This is a genomic window from Paracidovorax sp. (assembly GCF_057642795.1).
In genome coordinates, this window is record NZ_JBXYZY010000002.1 from 68219 (window position 1) to 86458 (window position 18240).

The 18240-nt window shown below is 70.3% G+C and carries 10 protein-coding genes; 4 read left to right on the top strand and 6 right to left on the bottom strand.

Annotation, left to right across the window (positions count from 1 at the left end):
• The first annotated feature begins 18 nt into the window (after nt 1-18).
• Complete coding sequence (locus AC3A84_RS03105; RefSeq protein ID WP_487968281.1) at nt 19-3222, top strand: type I restriction endonuclease subunit R; 3204 nt, start codon at nt 19-21, stop codon at nt 3220-3222.
• Between the two features lie 96 nt (nt 3223-3318).
• On the opposite strand, the gene ssb is transcribed toward AC3A84_RS03105, so the two are convergent.
• A complete protein-coding gene (gene ssb, locus AC3A84_RS03110) occupies nt 3319-3897 on the bottom strand; it encodes a single-stranded DNA-binding protein (RefSeq protein ID WP_487968282.1) in 579 nt (192 codons plus the stop codon).
• Between the two features lie 258 nt (nt 3898-4155).
• Between ssb and AC3A84_RS03115 the strand changes: the two genes are divergently transcribed.
• Nucleotides 4156-5574 carry a chloride channel protein gene (locus tag AC3A84_RS03115; protein ID WP_487968283.1) on the top strand — a complete coding sequence of 473 codons (1419 nt, stop codon included), beginning with the start codon at nt 4156-4158 and terminating at the stop codon, nt 5572-5574.
• Between the two features lie 23 nt (nt 5575-5597).
• Here AC3A84_RS03115 and AC3A84_RS03120 read toward each other — a convergent pair whose 3' ends face one another.
• Entirely contained in the window at nt 5598-6782 is a 1185-nt protein-coding gene (locus AC3A84_RS03120; RefSeq protein ID WP_487968413.1) for an MFS transporter, read from the bottom strand.
• Nucleotides 6783-7115: 333 nt separating this feature from the next.
• Here AC3A84_RS03120 and uvrA point away from each other — a divergent pair, with 333 nt between their 5' ends.
• Nucleotides 7116-10220, top strand: coding sequence for an excinuclease ABC subunit UvrA (gene uvrA, locus AC3A84_RS03125; RefSeq protein WP_487968284.1), 3105 nt, complete (start codon nt 7116-7118; stop codon nt 10218-10220).
• Between the two features lie 40 nt (nt 10221-10260).
• Here uvrA and AC3A84_RS03130 read toward each other — a convergent pair whose 3' ends face one another.
• From AC3A84_RS03130 to AC3A84_RS03145, 4 genes are all read right to left on the bottom strand, one after another.
• Nucleotides 10261-11235: an alpha/beta hydrolase gene (locus AC3A84_RS03130; protein WP_487968286.1), complete on the bottom strand. Its 975-nt coding sequence runs from the start codon at nt 11233-11235 to the stop codon at nt 10261-10263.
• Between the two features lie 43 nt (nt 11236-11278).
• Nucleotides 11279-12736 (bottom strand): DUF1501 domain-containing protein, encoded by a 1458-nt coding sequence (locus AC3A84_RS03135; RefSeq protein ID WP_487968287.1) that lies wholly within the window; start codon nt 12734-12736, stop codon nt 11279-11281.
• 23 nt (nt 12737-12759) lie between these two features.
• A complete protein-coding gene (locus AC3A84_RS03140; protein WP_487968288.1) occupies nt 12760-14607 on the bottom strand; it encodes a DUF1800 domain-containing protein in 1848 nt (615 codons plus the stop codon).
• A 195-nt stretch (nt 14608-14802) separates the two neighbouring features.
• Nucleotides 14803-16773, bottom strand: coding sequence for a methyl-accepting chemotaxis protein (locus AC3A84_RS03145; protein WP_487968289.1), 1971 nt, complete (start codon nt 16771-16773; stop codon nt 14803-14805).
• A gap of 412 nt (nt 16774-17185) precedes the next feature.
• Here AC3A84_RS03145 and AC3A84_RS03150 point away from each other — a divergent pair, with 412 nt between their 5' ends.
• On the top strand, nt 17186-18127 hold the full coding sequence (locus AC3A84_RS03150) for an EamA family transporter (RefSeq protein WP_487968290.1): 942 nt from the start codon (nt 17186-17188) through the stop codon (nt 18125-18127).
• Nucleotides 18128-18240 lie beyond the last annotated feature (113 nt).

Below are 18240 nucleotides of genomic sequence, written 5' to 3' on the forward strand. Positions count from 1 at the left end.
CGAAGTACAGAACAGGGCATGACAGAAGACCAACTCGAACAGGAAGCGCTCAGCTGGCTCGTGGAGGTCGGCTACACCCACCTGAGCGGCTACGACATCGCCCCGGATGGCCCCGCGCCGGCGCGGGACAACTTCCGCCAGGTGCTGCTGCCCCAGCGCCTGCGCGACGCGATCGCCCGCCTGAACCCGCACATTCCCCTGGCAGCGCGAGAAGACGCCTTCAAGCAGGTGCAGGACCTGGGCGCCCCGGTGCTGCTGTCGGCCAACCGGCACTTCCACCGCCTGCTGGTGGGCGGCGTGCCCGTGCAGTACCAGAAAGATGGCGAAACCCGTGGCGACTTCGTGCGCCTGGTGGACTGGGGCAATGCGTCGGCGAACGAATGGCTGGCCGTCAACCAGTTCTCGCTCAAGGGCCCGCACCACACCCGTCGCCCCGACATCATGCTGTTCCTCAACGGCCTGCCCGTGGTGCTGCTGGAGCTGAAGAACCCGGCCGATGAGAACGCCAGCATCTGGAAGGCTTACGACCAGATCCAGACGTACAAGGCGCAGATCCCCGACGTGTTCCAGTACAACGAGGTGCTGGTGGTGTCGGACGGCTCCGAGGCGCTGATGGGGTCGCTCTCCAGCAACGCCGAGCGCTTCATGGCCTGGCGCACCATCGACGGTGTCACGCTCGATCCGCTGGGCCAGTTCAACGAGCTGGAAACCCTGGTGCGCGGCGTGCTGGCCCCGGCTTACCTGCTTGATTACCTGCGCTATTTCGTGCTGTTCGAGGACGACGGCGGGCTGGTCAAGAAGATCGCGGGCTACCACCAGTTCCATGCGGTGCGCGCGGCCATCGAGCAGGTGGTGGCCGCGTCCCGCCCGGGCGGTTCGCACAAGGGCGGTGTGGTGTGGCACACCCAGGGCAGCGGCAAGAGCATCACCATGACCTGCTTTGCCGCGCGGGTGATGCAGGAGCCGGCCATGCAGAACCCCACTATCGTGGTCATCACCGACCGCAATGACCTGGATGGGCAGTTGTTCGGCGTGTTCAGCTTGGGCGCGGACCTGCTGCGCGAGCAGCCCGTGCAGGTCGAGACGCGGCAGGACCTGCGCGCCAAGCTGGCCCATCGGCCCTCGGGCGGCATCGTGTTCGCCACCATCCAGAAGTTCATGCCGGGCGAAGACGAGGACGCATTCCCGGTGCTCTCGGATCGCAGCAACATCGTGGTGATCGCCGACGAAGCGCATCGCACGCAGTACGGCTTCGAGGCGAAGCTCAAGACCATCAAGCGCAAGGCGGGCCAGCCAGAGCGCGCAGCGACTGCAAGGACTACGGGTGACGCAGTCAGTTCGGCGCTGACCGCCAATTTCGTTCCACCGGCGTATGAGGTGGAGCACAAATACCAGGCCGGCTACGCCCAGCACCTGCGCGACGCCTTGCCCAACGCCACCTTCGTGGCCTTCACCGGAACGCCCGTGTCCAGCGAAGACCGCGACACGCGGGCCGTGTTCGGCGACTACATCCATGTCTATGACATGCAGCAGGCCAAGGAAGATGGCGCCACCGTGGCCATCTACTACGAGAGCCGCCTGGCCAAGCTCAGCCTGAAGCAAGAAGAGCTGCCACACCTCGACGAAGAGGTGGACGAGCTGGCCGAAGACGAGGAAGAAGGCGCCCAGGCCAGGCTCAAGAGCCGCTGGGCCGCCCTGGAAAAGGTGGTGGGCGCGGAGCCGCGCGTGGCCGCCGTGGCGGCGGACCTGGTCAGGCACTTCGAAGAACGCAACAAGGCGCAGAACGGCAAGGCCATGGTCGTGGCCATGAGCCGCGACATCTGCGTTCACCTGTACGACGAGATCATCAAGCTGCGCCCCGACTGGCATGACGCGGACCCCGAGAAGGGCGCCGTCAAGATCGTGATGACGGGATCGGCCAGTGACAAGGCCCTTCTGCGCCCGCACATCTACAACGGCCAGGTCAAGAAGCGGCTGGAGAAGCGCTTCAAGGACCCGACCGACCCGCTGCGCCTCGTGATCGTGCGCGACATGTGGCTGACCGGCTTCGATGCGCCTTGCGTTCACACCCTGTACGTGGACAAGCCCATGAAGGGCCACAACCTCATGCAGGCCATTGCCCGCGTGAACCGCGTGTTCAAGGACAAGCAGGGCGGCCTGGTGGTCGATTACATCGGCATCGGCAACGAGCTGAAGGCCGCCATGAAGGAATACACGGCCAGCCAGGGCCGTGGCAAGCCCACGGTCGATGCCTACGAGGCCTACGCCGTGCTGGAGGAAAAGCTCGACGTGCTGCGCGCCATGCTGCACGGCTTCGACTACAGCGGCTTCATCACAGGCGGGCACAAGGTGCTGGCCGGTGCGGCCAACCACGTGCTGGGCTTGAAGAGCGAGGCCCAGCGCGACGGCAAGAAGCGCTTCGCCGACACGGCGCTGGCCATGAGCAAGGCCTTCACCCTATGCTGCACGCTGGACGAAGCCAAGGCCGTTCGCGAAGAAGTCGCCTTCATGCAGGCCGTGAAGGTGATCCTGACCAAGAAGGACATCACCCAGCAGAAGAAGACCGACGAGCAGCGCGAGCTGGCCATCCGCCAGATCATCGGCTCGGCCGTGGTGTCTGGCAGCGTGGTGGACATCTTCGATGCTGTGGGTCTGGACAAGCCCGACATCGGCCTGCTGGACGACGAGTTCCTGGCGCAGGTGAAGAACCTGCCGGAGCGCAATCTGGCCGTGGAACTGCTGGAGCGTCTGCTGGAAGGCGAGATCAAGAGCCGCTTTGCCACCAACGTGGTGCAGGAGCGCAAGTTCTCCGAGCTGCTGAGTAACGTCATCAAGCGCTACCAGAACCGTTCCATCGAAACCGCCCAGGTCATGGAAGAGCTGGTGGAGATGGCCAAGAAGTTCCGCGAGGCGGCTTCACGCGGCGAGAGCCTGGGCCTGAGCGAGGACGAGGTGAAGTTCTATGACGCGCTGATCCTCAACGAATCGGCGGCGCGGGAACTGAGCGACGAGACGCTCAAGAAGATCGCCCATGAGCTGACGACCAGCCTGCGCCAGAACATCACCGTGGACTGGGCTCAGCGCGAGAGCGTGCGGGCCAAGCTGCGGCTCATGGTCAAGCGCATCTTGCGCAAGTACAAGTACCCGCCTGACTCGGCTGATGCGGCCGTGGAGCTGGTGCTGGAGCAGGCCGAGACGATCGGGGAGGAATGGACTGAGTAGAACTGGCCGGGTGGCGGGCTATCAAGCCAGGAAGCAAAAAGCCCCGGGTGACAAGCACTCGGGGCTTTTTGTCTGCGATCCTGGCAACGGCAGGTTTCAGAAAGGAATGTCGTCGTCCATGTCGTCGAAGCCCGAGGCCGCGCGGGGCGGCTGGGCGACGGGGGCCGGGGCGGGGCGGGGTGCCGGGCGCGGAGCCGCGGCCTGCGGGGCGGGGCGGCGGGCCGGTGCTGCGTTGCCGCCGCCATTGCCACCGCCGTAGCCGCCGCCGTTGTCGCCGGCATCGCCGTAGCCGCCGTCGTCATAGCCGCCACCCTGGCCGCCCTGGCCGCCGCCCATGCCCTGGCGGCTGCCCAGCATCTGCATGGTGTCGGCGCGGATTTCGGTGGTGTACTTTTCCTGGCCCGCTTGGTCGGTCCACTTGCGGGTGCGCAGGCTGCCTTCGACATAGACCTGGGAGCCCTTGCGCAGGTACTGGCCCACGATCTCGGCCAGGCGGCCGTTGAAGACGATGCGGTGCCACTCGGTGGCTTCCTTGTTCTCGCCGGTGTTCTTGTCGCGCCAGCGGTCGGTGGTGGCGATGGTGACGTTGGCGACCTGGTCGCCGCTGGGGAAGGTGCGGATCTCGGGGTCGCGCCCGAGGTTGCCGACGATGATGACTTTGTTGACGGATGCCATGGGGTTGAAGGGCCTGTAGAGAATGTTGGGGGAAGGCACTACGGCCTGCGCGGCCTGTGCGGGCCGCGAAGAAGAGGGGCGATTGTGCCCCAAGCCGTCCCCGGATGGGTGTGCCGGGCAGCATTGCGGCGTGGGTGCCACAATGGCCGAACAGCGCCCGTGCACACGCCGCACCTGCGTACCCGGAGCCCCGGCCAGTGGCCCTGCGCCTTTTTCCGATCCTTCCGCCCGTTTCTCCTCCCCCGCCAGCGTCCCGCCATGCAACGAGAACCCAACTTCCTCGACAACCTGCGCGCGGAGCTTCGCGACGGCCGCCGCTGGCTGGATCGCAGCATCGTGCTGGCCTATGCGGTGGCGGCGGGCCTGTCCGTGGTGGCATTCACGATGCTGGCCGAAGGGGCTTTCGACCTCTTCATGAAGGTCTATGACTGGCAGGGCGGCTGGCTCGTGCTGCTGTGGACGCCGGCCCTCACCGCCTTCGTGGTGTGGGCCACGCGCCGCTGGGCGGCCAGTGCTGCGGGCTCGGGCATTCCGCAGGTGGCGGCCGCGCTGCAGACCGGCCTGACCGAGAAGGACCGGGGCCGCTTCGTGTCGTTGTGGCTGTCGTTCGCCAAGGCGGTGCTCACGTCCCTGGGCTTTCTCGCGGGCCTGTCCACCGGCCGCGAGGGGCCCGCGGTGCAGGTGGCCGCCGGGGTGATGCACCATGGCCGCCGCTGGTTCGGCCCGCGTTCGGGGATCACGCCCTATGGCCTGCTGGTGGCGGGCGGCGCGGCCGGGATCGCCGCCGCGTTCAATGCGCCGCTGGCCGGGGTGGTGTTCGCCATCGAGGAACTCACGCGCAAGTTCGAGTCGCGCAGCAGCGGCCTCATCATCGCGGCCATCGTGCTGGCCGGCCTGATGGGCGTGTCGGTGTTCGGCAACCTGAGCTATTTCGGCCGCATCCTGGTCAACCGCCTGGGTTGGGACGCGTTCCTGCCGGGCCTGGCCGTGTCGCTGGCCTGCGGCGTGCTGGGCGGGCTCTTCGCCAAGCTGCTGGCCGATTCGCTGACCGGCGCGCCCAACCGCTTCAACCGCTGGCGCGCGCGCTGGCCGGTGCGCTTCGCCGCCGTCGCCGGCCTGGCGGTGGCGGTGATCGGTCTGGTGACCGGCGGTGCCACCTTCGGCGCGGGCTCCGAGGCCGTCAAGCACATGCTGGCGGGCGAGGCCGACGTGCCGGCGTTCTACGTCACGCTCAAGTTCATTGCCACCTGGCTCACGGCCTGGGCTGGCGTGCCCGGCGGCATCTTCGCGCCGTCGCTCTCGATCGGCGCGGGCGTGGGCCACAACGTGGCGGTGCTGATGGGCGGCGGCGACATCGCCCCGGCGCTCATCGCCATGGGCATGGCCGCCTTCCTGGCGGCGGTGACGCAGGCGCCGCTCACGTCCTTCATCATCGTGATGGAGATGGTGGACGGCCAGGCTTTGGTGCTGAGCCTGATGTCTGCGGCCATGCTGGCCAGCCTGATCTCGCGCATGCTGGCGCGGCCTTTGTACGAGACGCTGGCCGCCGCCATGCTGAGCGCGGCGCAGCTGCCGAATACCTTCCCTGAGGAGGGGGAGCGGGACGATGCGGAGCCGGCCAAGCCAGCGCCCCGGCCTGAGGTGGAGCCCCAGGAACGCCCGCCGGAAGCCCGCTGAGCGCCGCAGGGCGCCGGCCGCCCTCAGCGAGGGTGCTGCGCGGCCGGCACCGGCCGCATGCCCCAGGCCAGGGCCAGCCAGGCCAGGCACAACGCGCCCGTCACCGCGAACAGGCTGGGCGCGCCGCCGAAGCGCAGCAGCGTGCCGCCCAGCGCGCCGCCCGCGAACAGGCCCAGCGACTGCAGCGTGTTGTAGGTGCCCAGGGCGGCGCCGCGCACTTCGGGCGGCGCGGTGCGCGACACCAAGCTGGGCTGGCTGGCCTCCAGCGCATTGAAGCCGCAGAAGAAGAGGAACAGCAGCCCGCCCAGCGCCCACAGCGGGGCGGGCGCGCCCGCCGCCGCCGCCCAGCCCAGCCCTGCCTGCACCAGCAGCACCAGGCCGATGGCGCCCAGCAGCGCGGCGCGCAGGCGGCCGGCGCGCTCCATCGCGAAGAGCCCGCCCATCAGCACGAACGAGGCCACCACGGCGGGCAGGTAGAGGTGCCAGTGCTCGGCCTTGGGCAGACCGGCCTGCACCAGCAGCGCGGGCACGGCCACCCACATCGACAGTTGCACCGTGTGCAATACGAACACGCCCAGGTTCAGGCGCAGCAGGTCCGGGTGGGCGAAGACGCGGGCCAGCCCGCCGCGCGGCGAGGCGGTGTGGCGCGCGGGCTCGGGCGGCACCACCCACAGCACGGTGGCGATGCCGGCCAGCGCCAGCGCGCAGGTCAGCCCGAACAGGCCGCCCAGGCCGAAGCGGGCGGCCAGCGGCGGCGCGGCCACCAGCGCCACGGCGAACATCAGGCCGATGCTGCCGCCCACCAGCGCCATGGCCTTGGTGCGCACGCCGTCGCGGGTCTGGTCGGCCAGCAAGGCGGTAACGGCGGCCGACACCGCGCCCGCGCCTTGCAGCGCGCGGCCCCAGAGCAGGCCGGTGAGCGAATCGGCCAGCGCCGCCACCAGGCTGCCGGCGGCGAACACCAGCAGGCCCAGCACGATCACGCGCTTGCGGCCGAAGCGGTCGGAGGCCAGGCCCAGCGGCAGCTGCAGCACGGCCTGGGTGAGCCCGTAGATGCCCATGGCCAGCCCGACCAGGGCGGGGTCGTCGCCGCCGGGGTATTTGCGCGCTTCCAGCGCGAACACCGGCAGCACGAGAAAGAGCCCCAGCATGCGCAGCGCGAAGATCAGCGCCAGGCTCAGGCTGGAGCGGCGCTCCAGCGGGGTCATGGTGGTGGCTGCGGCGGAAGGCGTGGAGGCCGCCGGGGAAGAGGGCGTGGAAGAGTCCTGCACGGTGGTGGGTGCGCCTATCTTGGCGAGGATCGTGGGATGCCCCCCAGGGGGGCGAAGCCGCGATTCTCGCGCATCGACCTGGGGGCAGCCGCTGGGGAGGCGGCCGTTTTGTGCCAAAACCGGTTCTTGCGTGCGTTCTGCCTGCGCCAGCAGCTATGGTTTTGGTAGTGAATGGGCCGCGCCTCCCGGTCGGCACCCGGGCGCCGCCCTGCAGGCAACGGGGCCGTCCCCTATGATGGCCGGTTGACCTTTTTTCCACCGTTTGCCGCCGTGACCACCCCTGCCCACGATGTTGACGCCGCCGCTTCTGCCCCGGCCCTGCCCGAGAGCGGCACCTACCTGGCCCGCGCCCTGCGCGAGCAGCGCATCAGCATCCGGGGTGCGCGCACCCACAACCTGAAGAACATCGACCTGGATCTGCCGCGCAACCAGCTGGTGGTCATCACCGGGCTGTCGGGCTCGGGCAAGTCCAGTCTGGCGTTCGACACGCTCTATGCCGAAGGCCAGCGCCGCTACGTGGAAAGCCTGTCGGCCTATGCCCGGCAGTTCCTGGGGCGCCTGGACAAGCCCGACGTCGATCTGATCGAGGGCCTCTCGCCCGCGATCTCCATCGAGCAGAAGGCCACCAGCCACAACCCGCGCTCCACCGTGGGCACGGTCACCGAGATCCACGACTACCTGCGCCTGCTCTACGCCCGCGCCGGCACGCCGCACTGCCCCGAGCACGGCCTGCCGCTGGCCGCGCAGACCGTGAGCCAGATGGTGGACATCGTGCTGGCCCTGCCCGAGGACACGCGCCTCATGGTGCTGGCCCCGGTGGCGCGCGACAAGAAGGGCGAGTTCACCGAGCTCTTCGCGCAGATGCAGGCGCTGGGCTACGTGCGCTTCCGCGTGGACGGCCAGATCCACGAGGTGGAGAACCTGCCGCCGCTCAAGAAGACCGAGAAGCACGACATCGACGTGGTGATCGACCGGCTGAAGGTGCGCGCCGACACCGAACCGCAGGCCAGCGGCGGATTCCGGCAGCGCCTGGCCGAGAGCTTCGAGGCCGCGCTGCGCGTGGGCCAGGAGGCGGCAGGCGCCGACGGCAACGGCCGCGTGCTGGCGCTGGAGATGGATTCGGGCCGCGAGCACCTCTTTTCCGCCAAGTTCGCTTGCCCCATCTGCGGCTTCTCGCTGCCCGAACTGGAGCCGCGCCTCTTCTCGTTCAACGCCCCCATGGGCGCCTGCCCCACCTGCGACGGCCTGGGCCAGCAGGAGGTGTTCGATCCGGCGCGGGTGGTGGCCTTCCCCTCGCTCAGCCTCGCCAGCGGCGCCATCAAGGGCTGGGACCGGCGCAACGGCTACTACTTCGCCATGCTGGAGAGCCTGGCGGCGCACTACGGCTTCGATGTGGAGGCGCCCTTCGAATCGCTGCCCGAGCGCGTGCAGCAGGCCGTGCTCTACGGCTCCGGCGAGGAAGAGATCGCCTTCAGCTACATCCTGGACAGCGGCGCCCACAAGGGCCCCGCCGTCATCAAGAAGCACCCTTTCGAAGGCATCCTGCCGAACATGGCGCGCCGCTACCGCGAGACCGATTCGGTCGTCGTGCGCGAAGACCTGGCCCGCCTGCGCAGCACCCAGCCCTGCCCGGACTGCCACGGCACGCGCCTGCGCATCGAGGCGCGCCACGTCTTCGTGGGCGAGGGCGAGCAGGCCCGCGCCATCTACGAGGTGAGCCGCGCCACGCTGGCCGAGGCCCTGGCCTGGTTCGAGACGCTCTCGCTCACCGGCGCCAAGGCCGACATCGCGAGCAAGGTGGTTCGCGAGATCGCCACGCGCCTCACCTTCCTGAACGACGTGGGCCTCAACTACCTGAGCCTGGACCGCAGCGCCGAGACGCTCTCGGGCGGCGAGGCCCAGCGCATCCGCCTGGCCAGCCAGATCGGCTCCGGCCTGACCGGCGTGATGTACGTGCTCGACGAGCCCAGCATCGGCCTGCACCAGCGCGACAACGACCGCCTCATCGCCACGCTGCAGCACCTGCGCGACATCGGCAACAGCGTGATCGTGGTCGAGCACGACGAAGACATGATGCGCGCCGCCGACCACGTGGTGGACATGGGCCCGGGCGCCGGCGTGCATGGCGGCCGCGTCATGGCCCAGGGCACCTACGACCAGGTGCGCGCCAACCCCGCATCGCTCACCGGCCAGTACCTGTCGGGCGCACGCACCATCGCCGTGCCCGCGCGGCGCACGCCCTGGCTGCCGGTGCTCGAAGGCGGCGGCGCCGCGCCCGAGCCCGAGAAGAAGAGCGGCGGCAAGCCCCGCTTCCCCGAAACCGACGCCAGCCGCCGCCGTGCCGAGCGCCTGGCCGAACACCGCGCCACCCAGGGCCGCCTGCAGGCCCTGCGCGTGGTGGGCGCCACTGGCCACAGCCTGAAGGACGTGAGCGTCGAATTCCCCGTGGGCCTCTTCACCTGCGTGACGGGCGTGTCCGGCTCGGGTAAGAGCACGCTGGTCAACGACACGCTGCACAAGGCCGTGGCGCGCCAGCTCTACCGCGCCCACGACGAGCCCGCGCCGCACGAGGCCATCGAGGGCATCGAATACTTCGACAAGGTCATCAACGTCGATCAGTCGCCCATCGGCCGCACGCCGCGCAGCAACCCGGCCACCTACACGGGCCTGTTCACGCCCATCCGCGAACTGATGGCCGAGACCAACACCGCCCGCGAACGCGGCTACGGCCCCGGGCGCTTTTCCTTCAACGTGGCCGGCGGCCGCTGCGAGGCCTGCCAGGGCGACGGCGTGGTCAAGGTGGAGATGCACTTCCTGCCCGACGTCTATGTGCCCTGCGACGTCTGCCATGGCCAGCGCTACAACCGCGAGACGCTGGAAGTGCTCTGGAAGGGCAAGAACATCGCGCAGATCCTCGACCTGACGGTGGAAGACGCCCACGCCTTCTTCCAGGACGTGCCTGCGATCGCCCGCAAGCTGCAGACGCTGCTGGACGTGGGCCTGTCGTACCTGCGCCTGGGCCAGTCGGCCACCACGCTCTCGGGCGGCGAGGCGCAGCGCGTCAAGCTCGCGCAGGAGCTCTCCAAGCGCGACACCGGCCGCACGCTCTACATCCTCGACGAGCCCACCACCGGCCTGCACTTCGCCGACATCGACCTGCTGCTCAAGGTGCTGCACCAGCTGCGCGACGCGGGCAACACCATCGTCGTGATCGAGCACAACCTCGACGTCATCAAGACCGCCGACTGGATCATCGACATGGGCCCCGAAGGCGGTGCCGGCGGCGGCACCGTGGTGGCCGAAGGCACGCCCGAAGCGGTGGCGGCCAACCCGGCCAGCCATACCGGGCGCTACCTGCAGCGCTACCTGGCCTGATGAGGCCGCGGCGCGGCGCCGGGCGCGCGCCGATAGCCGCTCAACGTGCCAGTCGCTGCGCCACCAGCGGGTCCAGCGAGGCCATGAAGGCCTCCACGGCCCGGGTGTAGGCGCTTTCCAGGCCCAGCTCGCCGTTGATGTCGCCGTGGCTCAGCGGCTGCGGCAGCACGCTGGCGCGGCCGCCCAGGGCACGCACCTGGCGGGCCATGGTCTCGGCCTGCGGGCAGGGGCGATCGCGCCGCTCGGTGGAGCAGACGAACTGGTAGGGCGGGGCACCCGCTGCCAGCTGGTCGGCGGGCGAGAGCTGCCGCCAGAGGCCCGGGTCGCTGCCGAAAGCCTCGTCGTAGAGCCGCACATGCGGCTGCGCCATGTACTGCGGCACGTCGAGCACGGCGCTGTCGAGCACCACCGTGCCCAGCCAGGGCTGGGCGCCCCCGCGCAGCGCGGCCGCCGGCTGGGCGTTGATCAGCGCCACCAGATGCGCCCCGGCCGAATGCCCCATGAGGAGGAAGCGGCCCGCGTCCGCGCCCCAGTCGCTCGCATGCCGCTGCGCGGCGGCCAGGGCCTGGGCCACGTCCTGCGCCTGCTGCGCCACGGGCGTGCCGGGCAGCATGCGGTAATTGACCGACACGAACACGAAGCCCCGCGCCACCCAGCGCGCGACCTTGTGGTCCACCACCTTGGGCATGGCCTTGTCGCCGGTACGCCAGGCGCCGCCATGCACCATGAAGATCACCGGCGCGCGCTGGCCCGGGGGCAGTGCGCCCGTGGGCGGCAGGTACACATCCATGCGCTGGCGTGCATCGCTGCCGTAGGGCAGGTCGGCGATCCTGCGCACCCCGGCCGGCAGCGCGCCGGTCGGGCCCTGCACCCGCTCGGCCCAGCGGCTGCGCAGCGATTCGCCAAGGCCGCCGCCGCCGTCGCCCTCGTGCAGCCGCCGCTGGGCCTGGCAGCCGGACAGCAGGCCCGCCAGCAGCAGTGCGGTGGCGGTGGTCCAGCGAAGAGTGCGGGTCATGGTGCGGTCTTCCTGCGGGGCGGTCGGATCAGAGGCGGACGATTCAGCCCATGAATCCCAGATCGACGGGATAGGCCGAGCCGCCGAAGTTGCCGATGTGCGGCAGCACGCCGGCCAGCTCGGTGCTCGCCACACCAAACCAGCGCCCCAGCGTGGCGGCGTACTGGTCCACGGCGGTGCTGGGCAGCAGGCGCCCCTGGCCCACGTGCCACTGGTCTTCGCTGCCGCTGCCGTTGCCCACGCTGACGGGCGGCGGTGTGCCGTAGAAGGCGGCGCCGCGCACCGCGCCGCCCACGACGAGATGGTGGCTGCCCCAGCCGTGGTCGGAGCCGTCGCCGTTGGAGGTGAGCGTGCGGCCGAAGTCCGATGCGGTGAAGGCGGTGACCTTGTCGGCCACGCCCAGCTCGGCCGTGGCGTTGTAGAAGGCGGTCATGGCGCTGCTCACCTTGTCCAGCAGCTGGGGCTGGTTGCCGATCAGGTTGTCGTGCAGGTCGAACCCGCCCAGAGAGACGAAGAACACCTGCCGGCGCGTGCCCAGCGCGTTGCGGCCGGCGATGAGCCGGGCCACGATCTTGAGCTGGTCGGCCAGCGGGTTGTTGGACGGGAAGGCGGTGGAGAGCTTCGCTCCGGCCAGCGCGGACGAGATCTGCCCTTCCGCGCCGATGGAGCGCTGCGTGACGCGCGCGTATTCGGCCTCCATCGCATGGCTGCCGGCCGTCTGCACCAGGTCGCTCAGCAGGCTGCGCACGGCGCTGGAGCCATAGACGTTGCCCTTGACGGCGTTGATGGGCACGGCGCCGGGCGTGGCGCCGCCGGGGTTGATCTGGTACTGCAGCGCCTGATCGCCCGAGAGGAACACGGCGTTGCCGGTGGCCGAGATGCAGGTGAAGAGCGAATTGGCGTTGGACGACAGGGCCAGGTCGCCCAGGTTGCCGCCCCAGCCCACGGTGGAGCCTTCGGCGCCCTGCGACTGCCAGACCGATTGCTGGTCGTTGTGCGAGAAGAGCTTGGGCGGCAGCGGGTAGTTGCGCCGGTCGCCGCTGGCGTACTGCGCGCGGGTGAGCGGCACCCGCAGCGGGCCCACGTTGAGCTGCACGGCGGCGTGGCCGGCGTTGAAGAGGCCGGCCAGGCCCGTCATGGACGGGTGCAGCGCGTATTGCATGCCGCCGGCCAGCGCCGTGCCGGGGCGCAGCTGCGTGGCGGCCAGCGCATCGCGGCCCAGGGCGATGCCCGCGGCCGTGCCGTCGCTGTTGCCGCCGCGGATGGCGGAATACTGCGCGTAGCGGCTGCTGTCGTAGGTCACGACGGTGTTGGCGTAGTCGCAGCCGCCGTAGAGGAAGACGCAGACCAGGGCCTTGTAGTCGCTGGACTCTAAGGCGGCGGCCTCGCCCAGCGCCGCGAGGTTCAGGGCGAAGGGCAGGGCGGTGCCGGTGGCGGCCAGTTGCGCGCTGCGGCGCAGGAAGGCGCGGCGCGTGTGGCGTGCGGGGTCGATGAAGTTCATGGCGGGGCTCGCTGGGCGGTCGGTCACTTCTGCACGAGGTATTCGGGGCTGGCCATCACCAGCAGCACCGCGGCGGCCACGCGATCAAGCCGTGCGGCGGCGGAGCTGCTGGCCGTGACCGGTGTGGCGTTGAGCGCGGCCACGATGCGCGCCTGCGTGGCCGCCGACACCTGGCCCGCCGACAGCAGCAGCGTCACCTTGCGCACCAGCGCGGCAGCATCGGCCACCAGGGGCAGCAGGTTGGCGTAGCTGCAGGTGATGTCGAAGCCGTTGGCGGCAGTGCTGCCGTTCTGCGGCAGGTCGGGCGCGTTCACGTAGTAGCCCCAGCGGATGGCGTTCTGCATGAAGTTCAGATAGCCGCTCACGCTGCTTTCGTTGACGATCTGGAACTCCGGCGCCACCTGGCCGGCCGCGGCCATGGCGGTGGCGGGCGGCACGTAGCCCGGGCGGAAGAAGTTGAACACCGAGCCCGAGCGCAGCGGGCTCTGGCCCAGGCGGGTGGCCGGGTCGCTCAGGTTGTCGATCTTCCAGGTGCCGCGCGCCGACTGCACGCCGAAGGTGCGGCCCCATTGCACGAAGCGCACCATGGGCTCGCGCAGGCGGCCGTACTGGGGGCTGGCGAGGCCGGCGGTGCTGCGCGCCTCCGGGTCCAGCAGCACGGCGGCGATCACGGCGCGCAGGTCGCCCCGGGTGCCGCTGCCGTTGTCGGCGAAGGCGGCAGCCACGCGCCCCACGTAGGCGGGGCTGGGATTGCTGGTGACCAAGCGCTGGATCAGCTGGCGGCCGATGAAGGGGCCCACGTTGGGGTGGTTGAACAGCGTGTCGAGCGCGGTCTTGAGCGCCGCGTCGCCCGCCGTGCCGGCGGGGATCGTGGTGCCCAGGAACGTGGCGGGCAGGGTGGAGTGGCGCGCCGCGTTGAAGGCCATGGGCAGCAGTGTCTGCTGCAGGCCCGGCACCGTGCTGCTGCCGAGGGTGGTGGGCTGGTTCTGGCGCGTGTCGTAGTCGTAGCCGGTGAACACGCGCGCCAGATTGCTCACGTCGGCGGCGGAATAGGTGTCGATGCGGTTGCCGCTGCCGTCGCGCTGCTCGGTACCGTCGGGGTTCAGGCGGTAGAGGCCGATGGTGAAGAGCTGCATCACCTCGCGGGCGTAGTTCTCGTCGGGCTGGCGGCCGGTGCGGGCGTCTTCCTTCTGGCTGCCGCGCACGCTCAGGTAGATGCCCATGGCCGGGCTCAGGGTGACGGCTTCGAGCAGCGCGCGGAAGTTGCCGAAGGCGTGCCGGTTGAGCAGATCCCAGTAGCCCGAGGCGAGGAAGATGCGCCAGGGCTGCTCCAGCCCGCTGGTGGAGACGACCAGGATCTCCGAGAGCGCCAGCGCCACGCGTTTGCGCATGGCGTCGCGCTCGGTGAAGAGCTGGTTCCACAGCATGAAGTCGCTGGGGTACGAAACGTTGTCGTAGCGCGTATCGGTACTGGCCACGCCGTAGCCGCGCTGCATGAGCCACGCCGTGCCCGTGGTGCCGATGGGCTGCGCGAACTGGTCTGCCAGCCAGGGGCCGTAGCCCTTGGCGCGCAGCGCGGCGATGTCCTCGTCAGTGGCCGAGAACTGCGCCTGCAGCAAAAAGCGGGCGGCTTCCTCGTCGCTGGTCGGGGTGGCGCCGCTGCCGCCGCTGCCACCTGTTGCAGGGCCGCCTGCGCCGCTGGCGGGGTCACCACCGCCCCCGCCCCCGCCGCAGGCCGCCAGCATGGCCGCCGCCATGGCGGCGGCCAGGGCCGAGGCATGGCTGCGGTGCGCGGGTTCCGCCGCGCAGTCTGATGGCGCGCGGGAGTGCGGCGGCACCGTGGAGGCGGCAGCCGTGGGGATGGGGCTCATGATCGGCTTTCGGCAAACAGCGGCGGCGGGCTCGGGTGCCAGCCCGGGCCACGCGGGTGGTGTTCCGGGTTTTTCGGGTGCGCTACGCCCGGCTTGTAGCCCCAAAACGTGTCAATACGTTAACCGTCCCGCCAGCGGGGTGCCCCAGTCCCCGGCCAAAAGTGCCACTGGCGAAGTCTGCGCCTTCGGTGGGCGCTATTGAATGCGTAGCGGTTGCGCGCCGCTTGCGCCGTCTGCCAGGCGGAAGACGCCGGCGGAACGCACCAGCTCTTCGGCCTGACCGCGCAGGCTGGCCGCAGCGGCGGCCATTTCCTCGACCAGCGCCGCGTTTTGCTGGGTGGCCTGGTCCATCTGCGTGACGGCCTCGCCCACCTGGGCCACGCCCTGGCTTTGCTCCTGGCTGGCGGCGCTGATCTCGCCCATGATGTCCGTCACCCGCTGGATGGACTGCACGACCTCGGCCATGGTGCTGCCGGCCCGGTCGGCCAGCGCGCCGCCCTGCTGCACGCGACCCATGCTGTCGGTGATGAGGGCCTTGATCTCCTTGGCCGCTTCGGCGCTGCGCTGCGCAAGGCCACGCACCTCGGAGGCCACCACGGCGAAGCCCCGGCCCTGCTCGCCTGCCCGCGCCGCTTCGACGGCGGCGTTGAGCGCCAGGATGTTGGTCTGGAAGGCGATGGAGTCGATCACGCCGATGATGTCGCCGATCTTGCGCGAGCTGTCGGTGATCTGGCCCATGGTGCTCACCACCTGCGCCACCACCTCGCCGCCCTGCGTGGCCACGGCGCTGGCGTTGGCTGCCAGCTGGCTGGCCTGGCGGGCGCTGTCGGCGTTCTGGCGCACGGTGGCGGTCATCTGCTCCATCGACGCGGCGGTTTCCTCGAGCGCGCTGGCCTGCGATTCGGTGCGGGCCGAGAGGTCGCTGTTGCCCTGCGCGATTTCCGCGCTGGCCGTGGCCACGCCCTCGGCGCCGTGGCGCACGCCGGCCACCACCCGCGTGAGCTGGGTGCGCATGCGCAGCAGCGCGGCGATGAGCTGGCCCACCTCGTCGCGGCCGTGTTCGATGGCCGGGCCGGCCAGGTCGCCCGCGGCCACGCCGTCGGCCAGGGCCACGGCCTGCGCGATGGGCCGAGTGACCGAGCGTGCGAACACTGCCATCAGCACCGCGGCCAACGCCACGATGGCGCCCATCAGCAGGGCCTGCCACAGCAGCGTGCGCTGGAGCTGGCCGATGCGCGCATCCAGCGCTGTCTGCAGGCTGGCCATGGCCTGCGTGTCGAGTGCGGAGAGCGCCTCGATGGCCCGGGTGAACGTGTCGAAATATTCCTGGGGCGACAGGCTGGGCGTCTCGGCCGCGTCCAGGTCGATGAGCGCGCGGTTGGCCAGCTCCAGCGCCGCGGCCACACGCTCCTGCATGGTGCGCGTGGGGCCTTGCATGGCGGCGGCGAAGGCCGCGTCCTGCCGCATGGCGCGGTCCAGGTTGCGCGTGGTCTCGCCCTGCAGCTCCAGCACCCGTTCGCGCAGGCCCAGCAGCAGGCCGCGGCCCTGCGGCGGCAGTTCCTTCTTGCCCAGGAAGCCCGTGCCTTGGGCGCGCATCACGCCCAGCTTCTCGCCCAGCAGCGGGGCGCTCACCATGCTGGCCTGCACCAGGGCGTGCGTCTCTTCGTCGGGCTCCACCTGCAGGCCGTAGGTGTGCAGCAGCTCTTCACCCAGCAGCAGCAGGGCGCTGATGATCGCGGTGTGCTGCGCCGTGCTCTGCGCGGGCTGCAGCCGGCGGGCGGCGACCTCGGGCTCCAGCTGCTGCCAGCGCTGGCGCGCCTGTGTCCAGGACTGGGCCAGCGCTTCGGGCACGCCGGCTTCGGCGAAGCGCGCGCTGCCCTGCTCCAGGGCCTGGTTCACCGCGTCGCGCACGGGCGGGCGGCGGCCAGCCAGCACCTCGTTGCCGCCGAGCATGCCGGCCGAGAGGCCCCGGTGGACCTGCAGTTCCTGCACCGCCTTGTGCAGCGCCAGCAGCGGTGGCGTGCCGCGGGCCTCCAGGCGGGCGTTGCGGATGCCGTCCAGCGCCTGGCCCACGAACAGCGTCGCGGGCACGGCGCTCATCAGTAGGCCGACCAGGCCCAGGATGATGAATTTTTGAAGCAGGCGGAGCTGGGTGAGGTGGTTCATGGCGGCAGCAAGGTAGTGGCTTGTGGCGAAAGGGCACCCTCAAGGAGGATCATCCAAGGGTTTGAGTGGATCTCTGCCGCAGCCGCCGCACAGGCGGTGGCCACATGTAATATTTATTCCAACTCCATTGAACACATTGCAATTTAGCAACTTGTACGCCTGAGTCCTTGACTGCAGTCAAGCGCATGCCGTCGGACTGCGGGGTTGCGGAATAATGGGGCCGCCCAGCGCCTGTGGTTGTGCCTTTTCTGCACGCACTGTCTCTTTCCCTACCCCCGCCGCACCGTGCTGGTGCGGATTCCTCGGCCTTGCCTCCCATGCCCCGCCTTTCTTCCCCGGCCCTTGCGGGCCTCGCTCCCTCCATGGCCTGCGGACGTGGATGTTCCCTCCGCCACTGCTGCGGCACACGGCCATGAACCGGGCTGCCGCGCCGATCGCGCCTCTGCCCGGGCGCGACCTGATCGCCGCGCTGGTCGTGGTGCTGATCTGGGGCGTCAATTTCGTGGTGATGAAGTGGGGCCTGCGCACGTTCACGCCGTTCCAGCTGGGTGCGGCGCGCTACGTGTTCGCCGCCTTGCCGCTGGTGCTCTTGGTGCGCCCGCCGTCGGTGCGCTGGCGCTGGATGCTGCTCTACGGGCTGTGCCAGGGGGTGGGGCAGTTCGGCATGGTGTTCCTCGCGCTGCGTCTGGGCATGACGGCAGCGCTGGCCAGCGTGCTGCTGCAGACGCAGGTGTTCTTCACCGCGCTCTGGGCCTTTCTGCTGCTGCACGAGCGGCCGGGCCGCCCGCTCGTCATCGGGATGGGGCTGGCCGCCGTGGGGCTGCTGTGCTTCGGCATGCACTTCACCGCGCCGGGTGCGAGCGCGGGCGGCGTGACGCTGGCGGGCGTGGCCCTCACCCTGGTCGGCGCGGCCTGCTGGGCGGCCTCCAACATCGTGGCACGCCTGGCGCAGCAGGAATCGCCGGGTTACGACCCGCTGGCCTTCGTCGGCTGGAGCTGCCTGGTGCCCATCGCGCCCTTCGTGGCGCTGTCGGCGCTGGCCGATCCCGATGCCGGGCGCTGGCTGCAGGCCTCCACCTGGGCGGCGGTGCCCTGGTCGGGCTGGGCCGCGGCCATGTTCCTGGGCTGGGTGGCGACGATCGTGGGCTACGGCCTCTGGACGCGGCTGCTCACGCGCCACCCGGCCAACCGGGTCGCGCCCTTCAGCCTGGGCGTGCCGGTGGTGGGCCTGACGGCGGGCATGCTGGCGCTGGGCGAGGTGCTCACGCCCTGGCAATGGGCGGGCGTGGCCTTCGTGGTCCTGGCGCTGGTGTGCGTGGTGCTGGGCCCGCGCTGGGCGGCGTCGCGCCGGTAGCGCCAGGTTTCGGGCCTTTTCGCGTTTTAGCCCGCTCCTGCTGCGCACATATAGCTATTGTTTCGATAGCAGATGGGCTGGAGGCAGGCAGGGCTGCCTCTCCCTGCCGGCCG